Raw genomic sequence first — 18,573 nt, forward strand, 5'->3', positions numbered from 1 at the left:
GCCGCCGCCAGGCCGCCGGAGCCGACCCAGGCCAGTTCGGCCCCGGCGGGCGGCGTGGCACGGGCGATGATGTCGAGATCGGCCACCGTGGTGGCATCGCAGACCAGTGCCGGGCGGCCGGCGGAAAGCGCCTCCCGCATGGCGGCGGCTGCCGCCTCCGGCCCCGCGCGCAACTCTGCCAAAGGCAGAAGGGCGGCGGGGAGGCCGGCATTCTCCAGCACGTTGCGGAGGTCGGCATTGGGGTAGCTGTGCTCGCGCGCCCAGAGCGGCGAATCCTCCAGCCGGGCGCCGGCGAGGCGGATACAGCCGGCTTCCGTGGTGCGGCCGGTGGCCGGGAAGGCGGGGGCCACCACCGCCAGCGCCGGGCGGCCGGCCTCCCGCAGCACCGCCAGGGTTGCCGTCAGTTCCGCCGCCGGCTGGCCGCGCAGGGTGGAATCGATCTTTTTGTAGAGCGAGAGGCCAGGCCGCAGCCGCGGGCGCAGAAGGGCCGCGTGGCGGGTCGCGGCGGCCCCGGCGGGCAGGCCGCGGCTGTCCGCATCGATGGCCAGCACGGCCTCATCGGCCTCCCACGCGGCTTCGTCCCAGGTGACGGCGGCGGCATGGCCCCGGCGGGCGAAGGCCACGGCGCAATCCGCCGCGCCGGTCAGGTCATCGGCGAGGATCAGCCAGCGGGGAGTCGTTCGGCTTGGCACAGGCATCCGTCCATGGGCGGGGAGGATGCCCCGCTTCTTCTGCCGCCGAAGCATAGAGCCAGCCAGGGCGGCATCAATCACCCTCCGGCCCAGGCCCTGGCGGGCGCCTTCCCCTTGCCCTTGCCCGGATTTGGCATGGCCTTGGCCGGGAGCAGCTGGCGGCCGAGGGCCTTGCCTGCCCCGGATGGAATGCGGGAAAGACGGCGGAGAGCAGCTCATGCGGAGCCGGAAGCCTGCCGCACCGGGGCGGCGGATTGCTTCAAAAGTCCAAGACTCTGCGCCGAATGTCCATGGAAACACGGCGCATGGACGGTCAGATATCTTATACAAGAATGTTTCCAGGGAGACCGGCCATGCGGCGACGCACCCAGGTGGCCATCATCGGGGCAGGCCCGGCCGGTCTGCTGCTGTCGCAGCTCTTGCATGTCGCCGGCATCGACAGCGTCGTGCTGGAGCGCAGGTCCCAGGCCTATGTGGAAGGCCGTATCCGCGCCGGCGTGCTGGAACAGGGCACCGTCGAGCTGCTGGAGCGCGCGGGCGTGGCGGGAAGGCTGCACCGCGAGGGCCTGCCGCATCATGGCATCCGGCTGGCGCTGGATGGCGAGCTGTTCCGCATCGACCTCCATGGCCTGACCGGGGGCCAGGCCGTCACCGTCTATGGCCAGACCGAGGTGACGCATGACCTGATCGGCGCCCACCAGGCCCGTGGCGCCGCGCTGGTCTTCGAGGCCAGCGATGTCGCGCTGCATGACCTGGAAGGCGGGGCGCCCTTCGTCACCTATCGCGCCAATGGCGAGAGCCATCACCTGGACTGCGATTACATCGCGGGTTGCGATGGCTACCACGGCGTCAGCCGCGCCAGCATCCCTGCGGGCATCCTGCGCAGCTTCGAGAAGGTCTATCCCTTCGGCTGGCTCGGCATCCTGGCCGATGTGCCGCCCTGCGACGATGAGCTGATCTATTCCAACCACCGCAACGGCTTCGCCCTGGCCAGCATGCGCTCGCCCACACGCAGCCGCTACTACATCCAGGTGCCGCTGACGGAAAAGCTGGAGGACTGGCCCGACACGCGGATCTGGGACGAGCTGGCACTGCGGCTTGGCCCCGAGGCGGCGGCGCGCATGACGCGCGGCCCGAGCATCGAGAAGAGCATCGCCCCGCTGCGGTCCTTCGTGGCGGAGCCGATGCGGCATGGCCGGCTGTTCCTGGCCGGGGATGCGGCGCATATCGTGCCGCCCACCGGCGCCAAGGGCCTGAACCTCGCGGCCTCCGATGTCGGGCTGCTGGCGGATGCGCTGATCGGCCATTACCGCGAGAACTCGGACGCGGCGCTGGAAGGCTATTCCGCCCGCGCGCTGGCCCGGGTCTGGATGGCCGAGCGGTTTTCCTGGTGGTTCACCAGCCTGACCCACCGCTTCCCCGACATGGATGATTTCGCGCGGCACATGCAGGTCGCGGAACTCAACTACATCCGCGCCTCCACCCAGGCCCAGAGGGTGCTGACGGAAAACTATGTCGGCCTGCCGCTCGCTTTTTCGGCGCAGGCGGCGGCGCGGCGCGGCATGCCGGAATTCGCAAACATGGGAGAAGCGGGCTGATGTTCCTGCCGCTAGGCGACGCCACGTTCCACGTTCAGCTTGAAGGGCCGCCGGGCGCCGAAGCCCTGCTGCTGCTGCATTCCCTGGGCACGGATAACCGGATCTGGGACGCGGGGGCCGAAGCCTTCCGCGGCGGCTACCGCGTCATCCGCCCCGACCTGCGCGGCCATGGGCTGAGCACGGTGACGCCCGGCCCCTACAGCATCGAGGGCCTGGCGCGGGACATGCTCGCGCTGCTCGATGCGCTGGGCGTGCGGCAGGCGCATGTGGCGGGCGTCTCGATCGGTGGCATGGTGGCGCAGGCCATGGCGGCCCTGGCGCCGGAGCGCGTGCGCAGCCTGATGCTGGTGGATACGGCCCTGGCCATCCCGCCCGCCGAGACCTGGCGCGACCGCGCCGCCCTGGTTCGGGAGCAGGGCATGGCGCCGCTGGTGGAGCCGGTGGTGGCCCGCTGGGTGACGCCGGCCTCGCTGCAAGGCCCGGCGGCGCAGGGCCTGCGCGCCATGCTGCGACGCACCGACCCCGAAGGCTATGCTGGCGCGGCGGAAGCCATCGCGGCGGCGGATCTCACCGAATCCACCCGTGGATTGCGCCAGCCGGCGCTGGTGCTGGTGGGGGATGGCGATGCCGCGACACCCCTGGCCAGTGCCGAGGCCCTGCGCGACGCCATCCCTGGCGCACGGCTGGAAGTGATCGCCGATGCCGCGCATATCCCGACGATGGAGCGCCCGGCCGAGGTGGCGGCCGCCATGCGCCGCTTCCTGGCCGCCCTGGCACCGTCCGATGCGCTGGAAGCCGGCATGGCGGTGCGCAAGGCGGTGCTGGGGGAGGCGCATGTGGCCCGCGCCAGCGCCGCTGTCTCGGCCCTGGATGCGCCCTTCCAGGAATACATCACCCGCAATGTCTGGGGCGGCGTCTGGACCCGCCCCGGATTGCCGCGCCACACCCGCTCGCTGCTGACGCTGGCCATCATGGCCGCGCTGGGGCGCGAGGGCGAGTTCGTGCTGCATGTCCGCGCCACCCGCAACACCGGCGTGACGCCGGAGGAAATCGCGGAAGTGCTGCTGCAGGTTGGTGCCTATGCCGGCGTGCCCGCCGCCAACCATGCCTTGAAGCTGGCGAAGCAAACCCTGAAGGAAATGGAGGAACAGCCGTGAGCGAGATCATATCCGGCTATCGCCGGCCCGCGCCGGAACACCAGCCCCCCTACGATGCGCCGGCCTATGGCAGCACCCGCCTGCGCCACCCGCAGCAGCCGCTGCTGCGGATGCCGCATACGCTGACGGAAACCAGCTCCCCCCGCTTCTCGCCGGAGCGTTACCCGGAAACGGCGGACCTGACGATGCTGACGGGTGGCAAGGGCCACGCGATGGGCGAGCGCATCATCGTCGGCGGCCGCATCCTGGACGAGGATGGGCGCCCCATCCGCAATGCCATGGTGGAAGTCTGGCAGGCCAATGCCGCCGGCCGCTACAACCATGAGGGCGACCAGCACGACGCGCCGCTGGACCCGAACTTCGAAGGCCGTGGCAGGGTCTTCACGGACGAGAACGGCTGGTACCGCTACGTCACCATCAAGCCGGGCGCCTATCCCTGGCGCAACCACCACAATGCCTGGCGGCCCAACCACATCCACTACAGCCTCTTCGGCGCCGGCTTCGCGCAGCGGCTGATCACGCAGATGTATTTCCCCGGGGACCCGCTGCTGCCGCTGGACCCGATCTTCAACACCGTGCCGGACGAGGCTGCCCGAAACAGGCTGATCTCGAAGTTCGACCTCGACCTGACGCAGCCGGAATGGGCGCTGGGCTACCGCTTCGATGTGGTGCTGCGCGGGCGGGATGCCACGCCGATGGAGGATGACCACCATGACTGATGCCGCGACCCCGGAGGCCGGCCCCGCGATCGCTTCCGCCAGCCAAACCGCCGGGCCCTATTGGCATCTGGTGGACTTCCCGGAATGGGCCGATACCACGCGCCATTTCAAGGATGCCCTGCCGCCGGGCGAGCGCATTGTGCTGACAGGCCGCGTCACCGACGGCAGCGGCAGCCCGGTGATGGATGCCATGGTGGAGATCTGGCACGCCGACCCCAAGGGGGAATATCCAGACCCCGAAGGCCCGCCAGGTGAGTTCCAGGGCTATGGGCGCTGCGCCACCGACAAGAACGGCAACTTCCGCTTTGTCACCCTGAAGCCGGGCCCTGTGCCCGTCTCCGGGCATTCACGCTCGAATGCCTTGCAGGCGCCGCATGTGGCGCTCGCGGTCTTCGCACGCGGGCTGCTGAGTCATCTCTGCACCCGCCTGTATTTCGAGGGCGAGGCGCTGAACGACACCGACCCGGTTCTCCAGGCGGTGGAGCCGGCACGGCGCGGCACCCTGGTCGCGCGGCAGACGCAGCCCGGCACCTGGAACCTGGACCTGCGGCTGCAGGGAGAGGGCGAGACGGTCTGGATGGCGGTCTGACCGCGACACGGAACAGGCGCGGCCGGCACAACCGGCCGTGCATCAAGGAGTTACCGGCCCAATGGAAAGCCGTGTCCTCGATGTCCAGGGCTTTCTGGACGAGCAGCCATTCTCGCCCATGCAGCGCATCATTTTCGCGCTCTGCTTCGTCATTGTGCTGCTCGATGGGTTCGATACCGCCGCTATTGGTTATATTGCGCCCTCGCTGATTACCGAATGGGGCGTGCAGCGTCCGGCGCTGGCGCCGGTGCTCAGCGCCGCGCTGTTCGGGCTGGCGGCGGGCGCCATCTGTTCCGGCCCCATCGCGGACCGCTTCGGCCGCAAGCTGGTGCTGACGGCCTCGGTGGTGGTCTTCGGCCTGGCCAGCTTGCTCTCGGCCTGGGCCGATACGCTGAATCATTTGGTGATCTGGCGCTTCGTCACCGGGCTCGGCCTCGGCGCCGCCATGCCCAATGCCGTGACGCTGATGAGCGAATTCTGCCCGGAGAAGCGGCGGGCCGTGCTGGTCAATGCCATGTTCTGCGGCTTTCCGCTCGGCGCCGCCTTTGGCGGCTTCCTGGCCGCCTGGATGATCCCGCAATGGGGCTGGCGCAGCGTGCTGCTGCTGGGTGGCATCACACCGCTGGTGCTGGCGGTGCTGCTGCTGGCGCTGCTGCCGGAATCCGTGCGCTACATGGTCATGAAGAAATATCCGGCCGAGCGCATCCGCGCCGTGCTGCGCCGCATCTCCGCAAGTGCGCAGACCGCCACTTCCTTTGTGCTGCTGGAGAAAGCGCCGCCCACCGGGCAGGCCAGCGGCGCGCGGGTGGTGCTCTCCCGCAGCTATGCCGTGGGATCGGCGATGCTCTGGATCGCCTATTTCATGGGGCTGGTGATCTTCTACGCGCTGATCAACTGGATGCCGCTGCTCTTCGGTGATGCCGGGCTTTCGCCGCATAGCGCCGCGCTGATCTCGGCGCTCTTCCCGCTCGGCGGCATCGGCGCGATCTTCTTCGGCTGGCTGATGGACCGCTACAACGGCAACAAGATCATCGCCACCGGCTTCGTGCTGACCTCACTCTCGGTCGCGCTGGTGGGTATGGTGGCGGGGCATCTCGCGCTGCTGGTGGCGACCGTCTTCCTGGCCGGTGTCATCATGAACACGGCGCAGTCCTCGCTGCCGGCCCTGGCGGCCGCCTTCTACCCCACCGAAGGCCGCGCGACGGGGGTGGGCTGGATGCTGGGGCTGGGGCGCTTCGGCGGCATCGCCGGGTCCTTCCTGGTGGCGGAACTGTCGCGGCGGCAGTTATCCCTGTCGGGCATCTTCCTGGTCGTGGCCATTCCCGGCCTGATTGCCGCCGCCGCGCTGATCATCAAGCAGATCGCCCATCCGCAGGCGGCGCGTGCGCAGCCCGGCGCCGCGCTGGGCCATTGAGGCGGCGGCGCGCCTCGGTTAACGCCAATCCGGCGGGGCGCGCCGCACCGCCAACCCGCCACCAGGAGTGAGGCTTCATGACCCCTATCGTCATCGCCGTCGCCATCACCGGCTCGGTTCCGCGCAAGCGCGACAACCCGGCCGTGCCGACCAGCCCGGCGGAGCAGGTGGAATCCACCCATGCCGCCTTCGAGGCCGGTGCCTCCCTGGTGCATATCCATGTGCGCAACCCGGATGAGAGCCCCTCGTCGGATCCAGCGCTCTTCGCCCAGGTGCAGGAAGGGGTGCGGCGGCATTGCCCGGGCATGATCGTGCAATTCTCCACCGGCGGGCGCGGGCGCGATCCTTCCGCCCGTGGCAATGCGCTGGACCTGCGGCCGGACATGGCCTCGCTTTCCACGGGCTCCGTCAATTTCCCCAGCATCGTCTATGAGAACCCGGCCTCGCTGGTGACGGAACTGGCGGGCAAGATGCAGCGCCATGGCGTGCGGCCGGAGATCGAGGTCTTCGATCTCTCCCATATCCATGCCGCCCGCCGGCTGGTCGATGAAGGGCTGATGGATGCCCGGCCGCATGTGCAGTTCGTGATGGGCGTGCGCAACGCCATGCCGGCGGAGGAGCATCTGCTGGACATCCTGCTGGCCGAGACCCGGCGCGTGCTGCCGCAGGCCACCTGGACCGCCGCTGGTATCGGCGCCAATCAGGCGCGGGTGATCGACTGGGTGCTGGCGCGTGGCGGCGATGGGCTGCGCACGGGCCTCGAGGACAATATCCGCATCAGCCGTGACCGTCTGGCCGCCAGCAATGCCGAGCTGGTGCAACGGGCCGTGGAAGCCGCTGCCCGCCACAACCGCCGCCCCGCCACGCCCGCCGAGGCGCGATCCATGCTCAGCCTCGGCGCCGGGGAAGCGGCATGACCTTTTCGGCTCTGGATTCGGCCCTGCTGGGGCCGCTCTTTGTCACGCCTGAGATGCGGGAGTGCTTTTCCGACGAAGCCAGGCTGCGTGCCATGCTGGCGGTGGAGGCTGCCCTCGCGCGGGCGCAGGCGCGGCTTGGCATGGTGCCGGATGCCCTGGCGGCGGCCATCGAGGCCGTGCCGCCGGAGCGGCTGGACTTGGGGGTGCTGGGGCAGAAGACGGTGCTTTCCGCCGTGCCCACCATTCCCTTCGTGAAGGCGGTGCAGGCCAGCCTGCCAGCGGAACTGGAACGCGGCTTCCACAAGGGCGCCACCACCCAGGACATCCTGGACACCGCGCTGGTGCTGCAACTGCGCGAGGCGCTGTCCCTGGTGGCCGCCGAGTTGGACGCCATCCTAGGTGGCCTCGCACGGCTGGCGGAGACGCATAGGGAAACCCCCTGCGTCGGTCGCACCTACGGCCAGCACGGCGCGCCACTGAGCTTCGGCTACAAGGTGGCGGTCTGGCTGGCCGGGGTGGCGGAGGCGGCGGCGCGGCTGCCGGAGATCCGCTCCCGGTTGCTGGTGGCCTCGCTCAGCGGGCCGGTGGGAACCTTGGCGGGGTTGGGCGGGCAGGGGCCCGTCGTGCTGCAGGGCTTCGCGAAGGAACTGGGGCTCGGCGCCGCATCCATCGCTTGGCACACCCGGCGGGGCCGCATCGCCGAGGCCGGAAGCTGGCTGGCGCAACTGCTCGGCGCGCTGGGCAAGATGGCCGCCGATATCGCGCATCTCGCCTCCACCGAGGTGGGGGAAGTGGCGGAACCCTATGTGCCGGGGCGCGGCGGTTCCTCGGCCATGCCGCATAAGCGCAACCCGGTTTCCTGCACCGTGATCCTGGCGGCGCAGGCGGCAGCCCCCGGCCAGGCGGCCACGCTGTTGCAGGCGATGGTGGCGGCGCATGAGCGCCCAGCCGGCCTTTGGCACGCCGAGTGGCATGCATTGCCCAGCCTCTTCGGCCTCGCCTCCGGCGCGCTGCGGGAGGCGCGGGCGCTGGCGGAAGGTCTGGAGGTCGATGCGGCGCGGATGCGCGCCAATCTCGACATCACCCGCGGCCTGCTCTTCGCCGATGCCGCCGCCGCCCGGCTGGGGACGAAGCTGGGGCGCGAGGCCGCGCATGCGCTGGTGGAACAGGCTGCCGGGCAGGTGCGGGACAGCGGCGACTCCCTTCAGGTGGTGCTGGAACGGATGCCCCAGGTGGCGGAGGCCGGCATAGACCTTTCCCCCGCCTTCACCCTGGACCCGGCGACGGCCGCCGCCGCTGCCTGGGTGGAGCCCGCCGTCCGGGAGGCCGAGGCGGTGCGCGCGGCGCTGCGGGCTCCGGCGGAATAGGGGCTTCAGTCCAGCAACGCTTCTCCGCCAGCCTCACCGCGACCGGCGGCGGCTTCGCCACCCCTTGCCATCGGCACGCAAGTCGATGCTAGGTCGCTGGTGCTGCCGGGCGGGGAGGCGGGCGTCAAAGCCTCCGGTGCCCTGCTGCCGCACCCTGAGGAAACGCCATGAGCCGAGAAGCCGCCATCACCGCCGCCCATGCCCTGCTGGAGGATGGTTCCTACCTGGAGGTCATGCGCCGCCGCGTGGCCATCCCGACCGCCAGCCAGGACCCGGAAAGCGGGCCGCAGCTTCGCGCCTATCTCGAGCAGGAGATGCTGCCGGAGCTGCGGTCCCAGGGCTTCACCGGCGAGATCTTCGACAACCCGACGGGCAAGGGCGGCCCCTTCCTGATCGGCCGTCGGATCGAGGACCCGGCACTGCCGACGCTGCTGACCTATGGCCATGGCGACACCGTGCTGGGCCTGGATGACGGCTGGTTGCCCGGCCTCTCCCCCTGGGTGCTGGAGCAGCGGGGGGAGCGGCTCTATGGCCGCGGCATCGTGGACAACAAGGGGCAGCACACCGCCAACCTGATGGCCATGGAGGCCGTGCGGCGGCTTCGTGGCGGCAAGCTGGGCTACAATGTCACGGTGATGCTGGAGACCAGCGAGGAAGTCGGCTCCCCCGGCATCGAGGAAATCTGCCAGCAGCAGCGGGATTTGCTGAAGGCCGATGTGCTGATCGCCTCCGACGGGCCGCGCCTGGTGCCGGACGTGCCGACGCTGACCTTGGGCACCCGGGGCGCGCTGAGCTTCGACCTCGTGGTGCATTACCGGGAAGGTGGCCACCATTCCGGCAACTGGGGCGGGCTGCTGGCCAACCCCGGCATCCGGCTGGCGCATGCCATCACCTCCCTGGTGGGGCCGGAAGGGCAGGTGCTGCTGCGGGAGCTGGTGCCCGAGCGTATCCCGGACAATGTCCGCCGCGCCCTGGCCGATTGCCGGGTCGATGGCGGCGAGACGGGGCCGAAGATCGACCCCTGGTGGGGCGAGCGCGGACTGACGGCAGCGGAGAAAGTGTTCGGGTGGAATACTTTCGAAGTGCTGGCTTTCTCCACTGGCAACCCAGCGGCACCGGTCAATGCCGTGCCGCCCCGCGCCTTTGCACGCTGCCAGATCCGCTACACCGTGGACCGGGACGTGGAGAGCTTCCTGCCCGCCATCCGCCATCATCTGGACGCATTGGGCTTCGCCGATGTGGCGGTGGAGCCGGTCAAGGAAGGCGCTGAATGGAAGGCCACGCGCATGGACCCTGAAGGCTCCTGGCCGCGGCTGGTGGCGGAGAGTATCCGCCGCACCACCGGCAAGGCGCCGATGATCGTGCCCAATGCCGGTGGCTCCCTGCCCAACGACAGCTTCGCGGATACGCTGGGCCTGCCTACCATTTACATCCCTCATTCCTACAGCGGCTGTTCTCAGCATGCGCCGAACGAGCACGCGCTGCTGCCGCTGGTGCGTGAAGGGCTGGAAATCGCCGCCGGCGTCTTCTGGGACCTGGGCGAGCAACCCTGGCCTGGCCGGTAAGGCGCCAACCCCTCGCTGCCTCGGCGGCGACGCCGTCTGGCAGGCCGGAGGCGCAGCTTCTGGCCCTGCCACACGGAACGGGGCGGAGGCGGCAGGTTACCCGCCATGGAGCATGGTATCCCTGGATTGGTGCCAAAATGCGCGGCAGGAGCCTCATTTCTGGGCAAGTGCTTGTGGCTAATACCCAATAAATCCGGGTTTTTCTGCTCACGCGGGCTTGAGCTTCAGGGCCTTTCAGGTTTAGGGCGAGCCCTGTTCACAGCAGCCGTCCACCGGCGATGTCCTGAGGCATGCGCCGGCCCAGCAAGGGTTCCTCCATGTCATTCTCCCGTCGTCATGCGCTGCAGGCATTCTCGGCCATCGGCGCGGCCGGCCTCCTGGGGCGCCCCGCCCTGGCGCAGGCCCGGACCCTGACCGTCTCGACCTGGGGCGGTGTCACGGAGGAAGGCCTGAAGGCCTATGTGCAGCCGGAATTCGAACGCCTGACCGGCGCCAGGCTGGCCTATGACATCGGCGGCCAGGGCGCCCGCTACAACAAGCTGCTGGCGCAGCGCGCCAACCCGCCGGCGGATGTCTTCTTCTCCGCTGACGAGGCGGTGGTGGCCGGCCACAAGGCGGGGGTGCTGACCACCGCCAGCCGCAAGAACGTGCCCAATATTGCCGACATCGAAGACTGGGCCATGAGCGTGAAGGCCGGCAATACGGCCGAGACCATCCCCGGCGCGCCCTATACCCTCATCGCCTATCTGCTGGGCTACAATCCGGAGAAGGTGAAGGAACCGGTGACGAGCTGGGCCGACATGTGGCGGCCGGAATTCCAGGGCAAGCTGGCCTTCGCCTCCCCGGTGCACAGCCAGATGCCCGCCTTCGTGATCATGGCCGCCGAGATGGCGGGTGGCTCCATCGACAACGTGGACCCCGGCTTCAAGAAGCTGGCGGAACTGAAGCCCAACAAGCTGACGGTCTTCTGGACGGACTGGGCGCCGCTGAGCAAGAGCGGCGACGTCACCATGGGTACCGAGTTCGACTATTACCTCGAGGCCATGAAGGACCAGAAGTACCCGATCGAGTACGTGATCCCGAAGGAGAAGGGTATCGGCGTCCCGGAATACGTCAGCGTGGTGAAGGGCACGAAGAATCAGGAACTGGCTGAGGTTTTCCTGAACCTGATGCTGGACCCGAAGGTGCAGGCCGCCTTTGCCGCCAGCACCTATTCCGGCACCACCAACCGCAAGGCCGATCTGCCGGAGGCCGTGCGCAACCGCTGCGCCTGTGGCGCTCGCGTGGACCAGCTTCGCTTCTTCGACCCCGAGGTCTTCGCCGCGCGCCGCGCGCTCTGGACCGAGCGGATGAACCTGGAAGTCGTGCCGAACTGGCGCGCCCGCTAAACATCGGAACCGCCGGGGAGGCACCGTGCCGCCTTCCCGGCCATGGACAGATCACCGTGTTCTTTCAGATGTCTCGCTGGGGTAGTGGCCGATGAGTGCCGCGCGCACCCTGGACTGGCTGCTGTTGCTGCCCAGCCTCTTGCTGCTGGCCTTGTTGATGGGCCTGCCGCTCGCCGCCATGCTGGCCACCAGCCTGCAGCCCAACGTGCTGCTGAGCTTCACCGGCCCGGCGCTCGACAACTACGGCTACCTTCTCTCCCGTGGCTATTACCTGCAGGTGATCTGGCGCACGCTGCGCATGGCGGGCGAGACGACGCTCCTCGCCATCCCGCTCGGCTATCTCGCCGCCATGCTGCTGCGGAACCTCTCAGGCCGCGCCGGCAATCTTGCCATGATGGGCCTGACCTTCCCGATCCTGGCCGGGCCGCTGACGGTGGTGCTGGGCTGGATGGCCCTGCTGGCCGATGGCGGGCCTTTCCTCGGCCCGCTGGTGGAGGCGGGGCTGATCTCTCCGCCGCGCCTGCTGGGCTCCGAGGCTGGCGTGGTCATCAGCCTGGTGCAATTCGTGCTGCCCTTCACGGTGCTGACGCTCTACACCGGCCTGCGGCAGATCCAGCCGCAAATGCATGAGGCGGCGCAAAGCCTCGGCGCCAGCGGCACCGTGCGCTTCCTGCATGTGACGCTGCCGCTGAGCCTGCCTTCGGTGCTCTCCGCCACCATCATCACCTTTTCCTTAGCCGCCAGCAGCTTCATCTCGCCGCATTACCTCGGCGGGGCAGGGCAGCTGACGCTGACCACATTGGTCTCCCAATTCATCATGGCCACCTTCAACGCAGAACTCGCCGCCGCCGCCGCCGGATTGCTGCTGCTGCTGATGCTGGCCAGCGTGGTGGCCATTACCGCTGTCATCGGGCGCTTCGTGCGGCCATGAAGATGTTCGGAAAACTGGCAGGCGGGCTCTACCTCGTCCTGCTCTATCTCTTCGTGGCGGGGCCGCTGCTCTTTGTCATCGCCACCTCCTTCAACCCGGCTACCAGCTTTCCGGCGCGCTTTGAGGGGCTGACCCTCTCCTGGTATGCCGCCATCTGGCAGCGGCCGGAATTCCTTTCCGCCGCCGGCACCAGCGCCCTGGTGGCGGCGCTGGCCTCCGCCGTCGCGGTGCTGGTCGCCTTCCTGGCGGCCTATGCGCTCAGCCGCCGGGGCGGCGGTGCCGGTGGACGTGGCGCCATGGCGACGCTGCTGGCCAGCCCGCTGCTGGTGCCGCAGGTGGTGATCAGCCTCGCCATCCTGCAGCTTGCCAGCGCCTGGGGTGTCGGCACCGGCTTCTGGGGGCTGGTGGCGGCGCATGCCGTCTATGTCATGCCCTTCGCGCTGCGGCTGATCCTGACAGGCCTGGCGCGCTTCGACTTCGCGGTGGAGGAAGCCAGCCGCAGCCTGGGCGGCGGCTGGCTGGCCACTTGGCGGGAGGTGACGCTGCCGTTGCTGCGGCCCAGCCTCGTCGCCGGCTTCACCTTCTGCTTCATCCTCTCCTTCGTGAACCTGCCGCTCTCGCTCTTTCTCACCGGTCCGGACACGGCGACGCTGCCAATCGTGATGTTCGCCTATATCGAATCCCGGATCGACCCAATGATCGCCGCCGTCGCCTCGCTGATCGTGTTGGCCGCCGGTACCGCCACCATCCTGCTGGACCGCTTCCTGCACGTGCGGCTTGTGGACTGAACCATGCCCGAACTCGTCCTCTCCCACGTCACGCGCCGCTTCAGCGGGCATACCGCCGTGGATGACCTCTCCCTCACGGTGCGCGACGGCGAATTCGTCTGCCTGCTCGGCCCTTCCGGCTGCGGCAAGACCACCACGCTGCGCATCATCGCCGGCTTCGAACATGCCGATGCCGGCCGGCTGACACTGGACGGCGCCGACATCACCCGCCTGCCGCCGGAAAAGCGCGAGATCGGCGTGGTGTTCCAGAGCTACGCGCTGTTTCCGCACAAGACGGTGGCCGAGAATATCGGCTTCGGCCTGAAGATGCGCGGCCGGCCGAAGGCCGAGATCGCGAAGGCGGTGGAGGAAGCGCTCGCGCTGGTGCGGCTGGATGGGCTGGGGGGGCGCTACCCGCGCGCGCTTTCCGGCGGCCAGCAGCAGCGCGTTGCCCTGGCGCGCGCCCTGGCCATCCGCCCGCGCCTGCTGCTGATGGATGAGCCGCTCTCCAACCTCGACGCCCAGTTGCGGGAGGAGATGCGGGTGGAGATCCGCCGCATCCAGCAGAGCCTCGGCATCACCGCCGTGCTGGTCACGCACGACCAGTCCGAGGCCCTGGCCATGGCCGACCGCGTGGCCGTCATGGCCAAGGGCCGCTTGCAGCAGATGGCTGCCCCGGCCGAGATCTACGAGGCCCCGGCGACCGCCTTCGTCGGCGGCTTCATCGGCCAGGTGAACGCGATGGAAGGGCGCGTGGAAAGCAGTGACCTGCTGGCGCTGCCGAACGGCGTGAAGCTGGCGGGGCAGGGAGCCGGTCTGCTGCCCGGTGCTGCCGCCCGCGCCATGGTGAAGCAGGAACGCCTTTCGCTCTCCCGCGCCGAGCCGGTGGCGATGCCGAACCGCTTCCCCTGCCGGGTTGCCGAGCGCATCTACCTCGGCGGCAGCATCGCCTATCGTTGCGAGGCCACCGGGATGTCACTGACCGCGCTGCTGCCCAATCATCCGATGTTTGAACAATTCGTGCCGGGCGATGAAGGCTGGATCGGCTGGTCCGCCGCCGACTGCGCCTTCTTCCCCCTCTGACCGGAATTTGCCTGCCATGAACACGACGCGACGCCAGGGGCAGATGAAGCTCGGCGCCTTTTTCCATCCCACCGGCCATCATGTCGCCGCCTGGCTGCATCCGGATGCGCAGATCGATGCCGGCACCAACTTCCGCCACTACGCGCGGATGACGCAGGCTGCGGAGCGGGCGAAGTTCGACCTGATCTTCCTGGCCGACTCCGCCGCAACACGCGCAGGAAACATGAAGGCGCTGCGCCGCTGGCCGCAGTACATGGCCTATTTCGAGCCGACGACGCTGCTCTCCGGCCTCGCGGCGCTGACGGAGAATATCGGGCTCGTCGCCACGGCGACGACCAGCTTCAACGAGCCCTATAACCTCGCGCGCCGCTATGCCTCGCTGGACCATATCAGCGGCGGCCGAGCGGGCTGGAACGTCGTCACCTCCTCCAACAAGGCGGAGCCCTTCAACTACGGGCAGGAGAAGCTGCCGGCGCATAGCGACCGCTATGGCCGCGCCCGCGAATTCGTCGAGGTGGTGAAGGGCCTCTGGGATAGCTGGGAGGACGATGCCTTCCTGCGGGACCGGGAACAGGCGCTCTATTTCGACCCCGACAAGCTGCACACGCTGGACCATCACGGCCAGTATTTCGACGTGCGCGGCCCGCTGAACGTGGCCCGCCCGCCGCAGGGCTATCCGGTGCTGGTGCAGGCCGGCGCCTCCGATGCCGGGCGGGATTTCGCGGCGGAAGCGGCCGAGATCGTCTTCACCGCGCAGACGGAACTGGCCCAGGCCAAGGCCTTCCATGACGACCTCAAGGCCCGGATGGCGCGCTTCGGCCGTGCCCCGGACCAGTTGAAGATCATGCCGGGCCTGAACCCCATCATCGGCCGCACGGAGGAGGAGGCACGGGAGAAGCACGCCTTCCTGCAATCCCTGATCCACCCCGATGTGGGGCGGGAGTTGCTGTCGCCGGAACTCGGCGGCGTGGACCTCTCGGAAGTGCCGGTGGACGAGGTGCTGCCGGAGAACCTGATCGACGACAGCGTGGACAGCAGCAAGAGCACCTTCCAGCGCGTGGCCGACATGGCGCGCAAGGAGAAGCTGACGGTGCGCCAGATGTACGAGCGCTATGGCGGCGCCCGCGGCCAGCGCACCGTGATCGGCACGCCGAAGCAGATCGCCGACCAGATGGAGGAATGGTTCCTGGCTGGGGCAGTGGATGGCTTCCTGATCCAGCCCGCCGTGCTGCCGGCCGGCCTCGACGAATTCGCCCAAACGGTGATCCCGGAACTGCAGCGCCGCGGCCTCTTCCGCACCGAATACGAGGGCCGCACCCTGCGGGAGAACCTGGGCCTGCACCGGCCGGCCGGGCGCTACGCCCAGCAGGGCTAGGGCCTTCTTGTTCTGGTTATGTTCGATGTGCTAGGGTCGGCTCATCTCAGGAGCATTCCGATGAGCCGACCCTCCGGGCGCCAGTCTTCCGCGCCAGCAAGCCGCGGCGCCACCATGGACCCACGCAAGGCGGCGCTAGGTCGGATCGCCGACCTGATCGCCCGAGGCTATGACGCCGGCCGCCTGCGGCGGGAAGCCGAGGCGGTGATCGCCGGCCTCAGTGGCACCATGGACCACGATGCGCTGCGCGACGTGCTCGACGAGGTGCGGGAACAGCTCGAAGCCGGGGTGGAAGCGGCGGAAGAACAGGCCAGCGAGATCGACAGCGACGACAAGGTTTCGGCCCGCAACGTGCAGCGCATGGTTGGCGCCATGACGGCGGCGCGGGACGCTTTCGGCAGGGCCGCCAGCGCGCTCTGATACCGGGCCCGCAGGTGGTGGAAGTGGTGCGAGGCGGCGGCATCATGCAGAAAGCTCGCGTTCCCGCGTCACTTTTCGGCGGACGCTGCGTTAAGCAGCCACCACCTTACCGGGACCTGTACCATGGGAATCATCGTCACCATCATCATCGGCTTTCTGGCCGGGATCGTCGCCAAGTTTCTCATGCCAGGCCGTGACCCTGGCGGCTTCATCATCACGACCCTTCTGGGCATCGTCGGTGCCGTGGTCGCCACGTATCTGGGGCAGGCGCTTGGCTGGTATCGGGCCGACCAGGGGGCCGGCTTCATCGGCGCCGTTGTTGGCGCGGTTATTCTTCTGGTGATCTATCGGCTGGTGATCGGCCGCCGCCGGACGCCCTGACCGCGGCTCGACTTTTGTTCTGACGCGCCGGCCAGCGCCGCGGCACCCGATGCCGCGGCCTGTTGCCTTGCCCGTGCCCCGCTGGCGAGAGGCGATCTCTGCACCCCGAGCAGGGCTGTGACGCAAATCGTTAGTTTGCTAACCAATGTATGCGGTCCTAACTGACGCGCATGCATCCTGGCTCATGCCGTCCTGTCACGCTGTCCCGGCGGGGTTCCGCCACCCCGGCATGCCGGCCCTGGGATCACCTCGCGTCGTGCCCGGACGAACTCAAGCCGAGGCCACACGTTCTGCCGCAAACCGGGCAGGCGCCGTGCCGCCATGCGGGGAGTCCTGGATCATGAGTGCCACGCAGGACAGCGCCGGGGAGGCAAGGCCCGCCTCCAGCAATACCGCCGGGGTCACGCTGGCCCAGATGGGCCGCCGCTTCCGTCCGCGCCTGCCTTCGCTGCCGGCTGGCTGGGGGCAGGTCTTCCGCACCCTGATGGCCTTCACCATGGCCCTCTATGCCGCCTATGCACTGGAACTGGACAGCCCTTCCTCAGCCGGCATGACGGTGTTGATCGTGGCCGGTGCCTCACGCGGCGCGGTGCTGTCCAAGAGCCTCTACCGCGTGCTCGGCACAGTGGTGGGTGCTGGAATCTCGGTAGTGCTGGTGGCGTGGTTCGCGCAGGCGCCCTGGCTCTTCATCATCGGCTTCGCCATTTGGCTGGGGCTCTGCACCTTCCTGGCCTCGCTGCTGCGCTACTTCCGCAGCTACGGCGCCGTGCTGGCCGGATACACCATTGCCCTGGTCGCCCTGGCGGCGGTGCAGGACCCGCAGAATGTCTTCCACCTGGCCATGGCGCGTATCGCGGTGGTCAGCCTGGGTGTCTTCGTCACCGCGCTGGTCTTTCTGGTGACGGACCGCGGCCCCGGCGCCGGACAGGTCGCGGCCGGCATTACCCGGCTGGTGGCGGCGGTCGGCGGGCTGACCCGGCAGGCGCTGGAGCAGGGCGATGTCGCCGCCCTGCGGGCCACGCGCAGCAAGGTGGCGGGCGAACTGACGGCATTGGACCAGACGGTGGAATTCGTCTCGGTGGAGGATACCGGCTTCGGCCGTCATGCCGATGCCATCCGCCTCGCGGTTGCCGAGCTTTTCGCCATGCTGACGGCGGGGCAGCGCACCGGGCGGCTGCTGGCCAGCCCGGACCTGGCGCGGGACCCGCGCGTCCCGGCAACACGGCGGCGCCTGATGGACCTTGCCAGCCGCATGGAGGCCCTGGCGCCCGGCGCCGGCTTCGAGGATCTGCACCGCGATGCCCGTGACGCCCAGGCCGAGGCCGCGCGGGACGCGGCCGAATGCCGCGACCTTGCCGTGCTGGCGGCGCTGGAGCGCGCGGATGCCATGCTGCGCCAGATGGTGCGCATCCTGGATGCCCTGGCGGACCTGAAGGAGGATCGGCCACACAGCCCGGCGCTGCGCCTGCGGGTTTATTCCAACCCCGTCACCGCCGCCCGCAACGGCACCCGCGCCGCGCTGGCGGTCTTCCTGGGCGGCGCCTTCTGGCTGGTCAGCGGCTGGTCGGCCGGCGCCAATATCCTGACCATGCTGGGCCCGATGTGCGCGCTGCTGGCCACCACGGACAGCGCCGCCGCCGCGAGCATCGGCTTCTTCAAGGGCCTCTGCATCGCCGTGCCCACGGGCCTCTTCGTCGGCTATGCGGTGCTGCCGATGATGAACAGCTTTCCGCTGCTGCTGGTCTGCACGCTGCCCTTCCTGATGGTGGCCATCCGCCTGGCGCAGCAGCCGAGGTTCATGGGCATCGCCACCGCCTTCCAGATCTTCTTCATGGCGACCATCTCCCCCGGCAATCCCATGAGCTACCACCTCGCCTTCGCCCTGGATGGCGCCTTCGCCAACCTGATCGGCGGCGCCTGCGGCGTGCTGGCCTTCCGCGTGCTGCTGCCGCCGGACCCGGTAACCGAGGCGCGGGTGTTGCAGCGCTCGCTGGTCAAGGCGGTGCGCCGCATGGCCCTGGGGCCGCTGATGCCATGGCTTGTCTGGGAACATCTGCAACACCAGAAGCTGGTGCGCTTGTCTCGCCGCCTCGCGGCCGTCGCCCCGGCGCGGCGCGGCGATGCCATGAGCGATGGCGGGGCAGCGGTGCTGATCGGCCGCGCCCTCATCCGCGCCCGGCTCGCCGCCATGCGGCCGGACATGCCGCCGG

17 protein-coding genes are annotated in these 18,573 nt (G+C 69.1%); 16 read left to right on the top strand and 1 reads right to left on the bottom strand.

The annotated features are described in order from the left end of the window. Positions 1-692 (bottom strand): four-carbon acid sugar kinase family protein (locus IBL25_RS16290; RefSeq protein ID WP_367615625.1); only part of this gene is annotated, 692 nt, incomplete at its 3' end. 353 nt (positions 693-1,045) lie between these two features. On the opposite strand from IBL25_RS16290, the gene pobA reads away from it, so the two are divergent. The 16 genes from pobA to IBL25_RS16370 all read left to right on the top strand — a co-directional run. Continuing rightward, on the top strand, positions 1,046-2,290 hold the full coding sequence (gene pobA, locus IBL25_RS16295) for a 4-hydroxybenzoate 3-monooxygenase (RefSeq protein WP_187779598.1): 1,245 nt from the start codon (positions 1,046-1,048) through the stop codon (positions 2,288-2,290). Next, positions 2,290-3,447, top strand: coding sequence for a bifunctional 3-oxoadipate enol-lactonase/4-carboxymuconolactone decarboxylase PcaDC (gene pcaDC / locus IBL25_RS16300; RefSeq protein ID WP_187779599.1), 1,158 nt, complete (start codon positions 2,290-2,292; stop codon positions 3,445-3,447). The genes pobA and pcaDC overlap by 1 nt, the downstream gene beginning before the upstream one ends. Next, positions 3,444-4,166: a protocatechuate 3,4-dioxygenase subunit beta gene (pcaH, locus tag IBL25_RS16305; RefSeq protein ID WP_367615626.1), complete on the top strand. Its 723-nt coding sequence runs from the start codon at positions 3,444-3,446 to the stop codon at positions 4,164-4,166. Before pcaDC ends, pcaH begins: the two co-directional genes overlap by 4 nt. Beyond that, positions 4,159-4,755 carry a protocatechuate 3,4-dioxygenase subunit alpha gene (gene pcaG, locus IBL25_RS16310; protein WP_187779600.1) on the top strand — a complete coding sequence of 199 codons (597 nt, stop codon included), beginning with the start codon at positions 4,159-4,161 and terminating at the stop codon, positions 4,753-4,755. Before pcaH ends, pcaG begins: the two co-directional genes overlap by 8 nt. Before the next feature lie 61 nt (positions 4,756-4,816). Further along, entirely contained in the window at positions 4,817-6,169 is a 1,353-nt protein-coding gene (locus IBL25_RS16315) for an MFS transporter (protein ID WP_187779601.1), read from the top strand. Between the two features lie 77 nt (positions 6,170-6,246). Continuing rightward, a complete protein-coding gene (locus IBL25_RS16320) occupies positions 6,247-7,086 on the top strand; it encodes a BKACE family enzyme (RefSeq protein ID WP_187779602.1) in 840 nt (279 codons plus the stop codon). Further along, positions 7,083-8,453 carry a 3-carboxy-cis,cis-muconate cycloisomerase gene (gene pcaB, locus IBL25_RS16325; protein ID WP_187779603.1) on the top strand — a complete coding sequence of 457 codons (1,371 nt, stop codon included), beginning with the start codon at positions 7,083-7,085 and terminating at the stop codon, positions 8,451-8,453. The genes IBL25_RS16320 and pcaB overlap by 4 nt, the downstream gene beginning before the upstream one ends. Positions 8,454-8,620: 167 nt before the next feature. Next, a complete protein-coding gene (locus IBL25_RS16330; RefSeq protein WP_187779604.1) occupies positions 8,621-10,018 on the top strand; it encodes a M20 family metallopeptidase in 1,398 nt (465 codons plus the stop codon). A gap of 317 nt (positions 10,019-10,335) precedes the next feature. Continuing rightward, positions 10,336-11,406 (top strand): ABC transporter substrate-binding protein, encoded by a 1,071-nt coding sequence (locus tag IBL25_RS16335; RefSeq protein WP_187779605.1) that lies wholly within the window; start codon positions 10,336-10,338, stop codon positions 11,404-11,406. 91 nt (positions 11,407-11,497) lie between these two features. Then, entirely contained in the window at positions 11,498-12,337 is an 840-nt protein-coding gene (locus IBL25_RS16340) for an ABC transporter permease (protein WP_187779606.1), read from the top strand. Between the two features lie 2 nt (positions 12,338-12,339). Continuing rightward, the gene (locus IBL25_RS16345; protein ID WP_194433741.1) at positions 12,340-13,125 is read left to right on the top strand and encodes an ABC transporter permease; all 786 of its coding nucleotides are present in this window, start codon (positions 12,340-12,342) and stop codon (positions 13,123-13,125) included. A 3-nt stretch (positions 13,126-13,128) separates the two neighbouring features. Further along, entirely contained in the window at positions 13,129-14,187 is a 1,059-nt protein-coding gene (locus tag IBL25_RS16350; protein ID WP_187779608.1) for an ABC transporter ATP-binding protein, read from the top strand. A 16-nt stretch (positions 14,188-14,203) separates the two neighbouring features. Then, positions 14,204-15,562 carry an LLM class flavin-dependent oxidoreductase gene (locus IBL25_RS16355; protein ID WP_187779609.1) on the top strand — a complete coding sequence of 453 codons (1,359 nt, stop codon included), beginning with the start codon at positions 14,204-14,206 and terminating at the stop codon, positions 15,560-15,562. Positions 15,563-15,622: 60 nt separating this feature from the next. Next, positions 15,623-15,982 carry a hypothetical protein gene (locus tag IBL25_RS16360; protein ID WP_187779610.1) on the top strand — a complete coding sequence of 120 codons (360 nt, stop codon included), beginning with the start codon at positions 15,623-15,625 and terminating at the stop codon, positions 15,980-15,982. A gap of 123 nt (positions 15,983-16,105) precedes the next feature. Continuing rightward, entirely contained in the window at positions 16,106-16,363 is a 258-nt protein-coding gene (locus IBL25_RS16365; protein ID WP_187779611.1) for a GlsB/YeaQ/YmgE family stress response membrane protein, read from the top strand. A gap of 340 nt (positions 16,364-16,703) precedes the next feature. After that, positions 16,704-18,573, top strand: a 1,870-nt coding sequence (locus tag IBL25_RS16370) for an FUSC family protein (RefSeq protein ID WP_187779612.1), incomplete at its 3' end; no start/stop codon positions are given.

This window comes from Pseudoroseomonas ludipueritiae (assembly GCF_014490445.1).
Classification (GTDB): Bacteria; Pseudomonadota; Alphaproteobacteria; order Acetobacterales; family Acetobacteraceae; genus Pseudoroseomonas; species Pseudoroseomonas ludipueritiae.

What these genes read in the sequence shown, in the direction of transcription:
- IBL25_RS16315 (WP_187779601.1), top strand. Translation starts at nt 4,817, where the DNA reads ATGGAAAGCCGTGTCCTCGATGTCCAGGGCTTTCTGGACGAGCAGCCA.
- IBL25_RS16330 (WP_187779604.1), top strand. Translation starts at nt 8,621, where the DNA reads ATGAGCCGAGAAGCCGCCATCACCGCCGCCCATGCCCTGCTGGAGGAT.
- IBL25_RS16365 (WP_187779611.1), top strand. Translation starts at nt 16,106, where the DNA reads ATGGGAATCATCGTCACCATCATCATCGGCTTTCTGGCCGGGATCGTC.
- pcaDC (WP_187779599.1), top strand. Translation starts at nt 2,290, where the DNA reads ATGTTCCTGCCGCTAGGCGACGCCACGTTCCACGTTCAGCTTGAAGGG.
- IBL25_RS16335 (WP_187779605.1), top strand. Translation starts at nt 10,336, where the DNA reads ATGTCATTCTCCCGTCGTCATGCGCTGCAGGCATTCTCGGCCATCGGC.
- IBL25_RS16320 (WP_187779602.1), top strand. Translation starts at nt 6,247, where the DNA reads ATGACCCCTATCGTCATCGCCGTCGCCATCACCGGCTCGGTTCCGCGC.
- IBL25_RS16350 (WP_187779608.1), top strand. Translation starts at nt 13,129, where the DNA reads ATGCCCGAACTCGTCCTCTCCCACGTCACGCGCCGCTTCAGCGGGCAT.
- pobA (WP_187779598.1), top strand. Translation starts at nt 1,046, where the DNA reads ATGCGGCGACGCACCCAGGTGGCCATCATCGGGGCAGGCCCGGCCGGT.
- IBL25_RS16360 (WP_187779610.1), top strand. Translation starts at nt 15,623, where the DNA reads ATGAGCCGACCCTCCGGGCGCCAGTCTTCCGCGCCAGCAAGCCGCGGC.
- IBL25_RS16355 (WP_187779609.1), top strand. Translation starts at nt 14,204, where the DNA reads ATGAACACGACGCGACGCCAGGGGCAGATGAAGCTCGGCGCCTTTTTC.
- IBL25_RS16345 (WP_194433741.1), top strand. Translation starts at nt 12,340, where the DNA reads ATGTTCGGAAAACTGGCAGGCGGGCTCTACCTCGTCCTGCTCTATCTC.
- pcaG (WP_187779600.1), top strand. Translation starts at nt 4,159, where the DNA reads ATGACTGATGCCGCGACCCCGGAGGCCGGCCCCGCGATCGCTTCCGCC.
- pcaB (WP_187779603.1), top strand. Translation starts at nt 7,083, where the DNA reads ATGACCTTTTCGGCTCTGGATTCGGCCCTGCTGGGGCCGCTCTTTGTC.
- IBL25_RS16340 (WP_187779606.1), top strand. Translation starts at nt 11,498, where the DNA reads ATGAGTGCCGCGCGCACCCTGGACTGGCTGCTGTTGCTGCCCAGCCTC.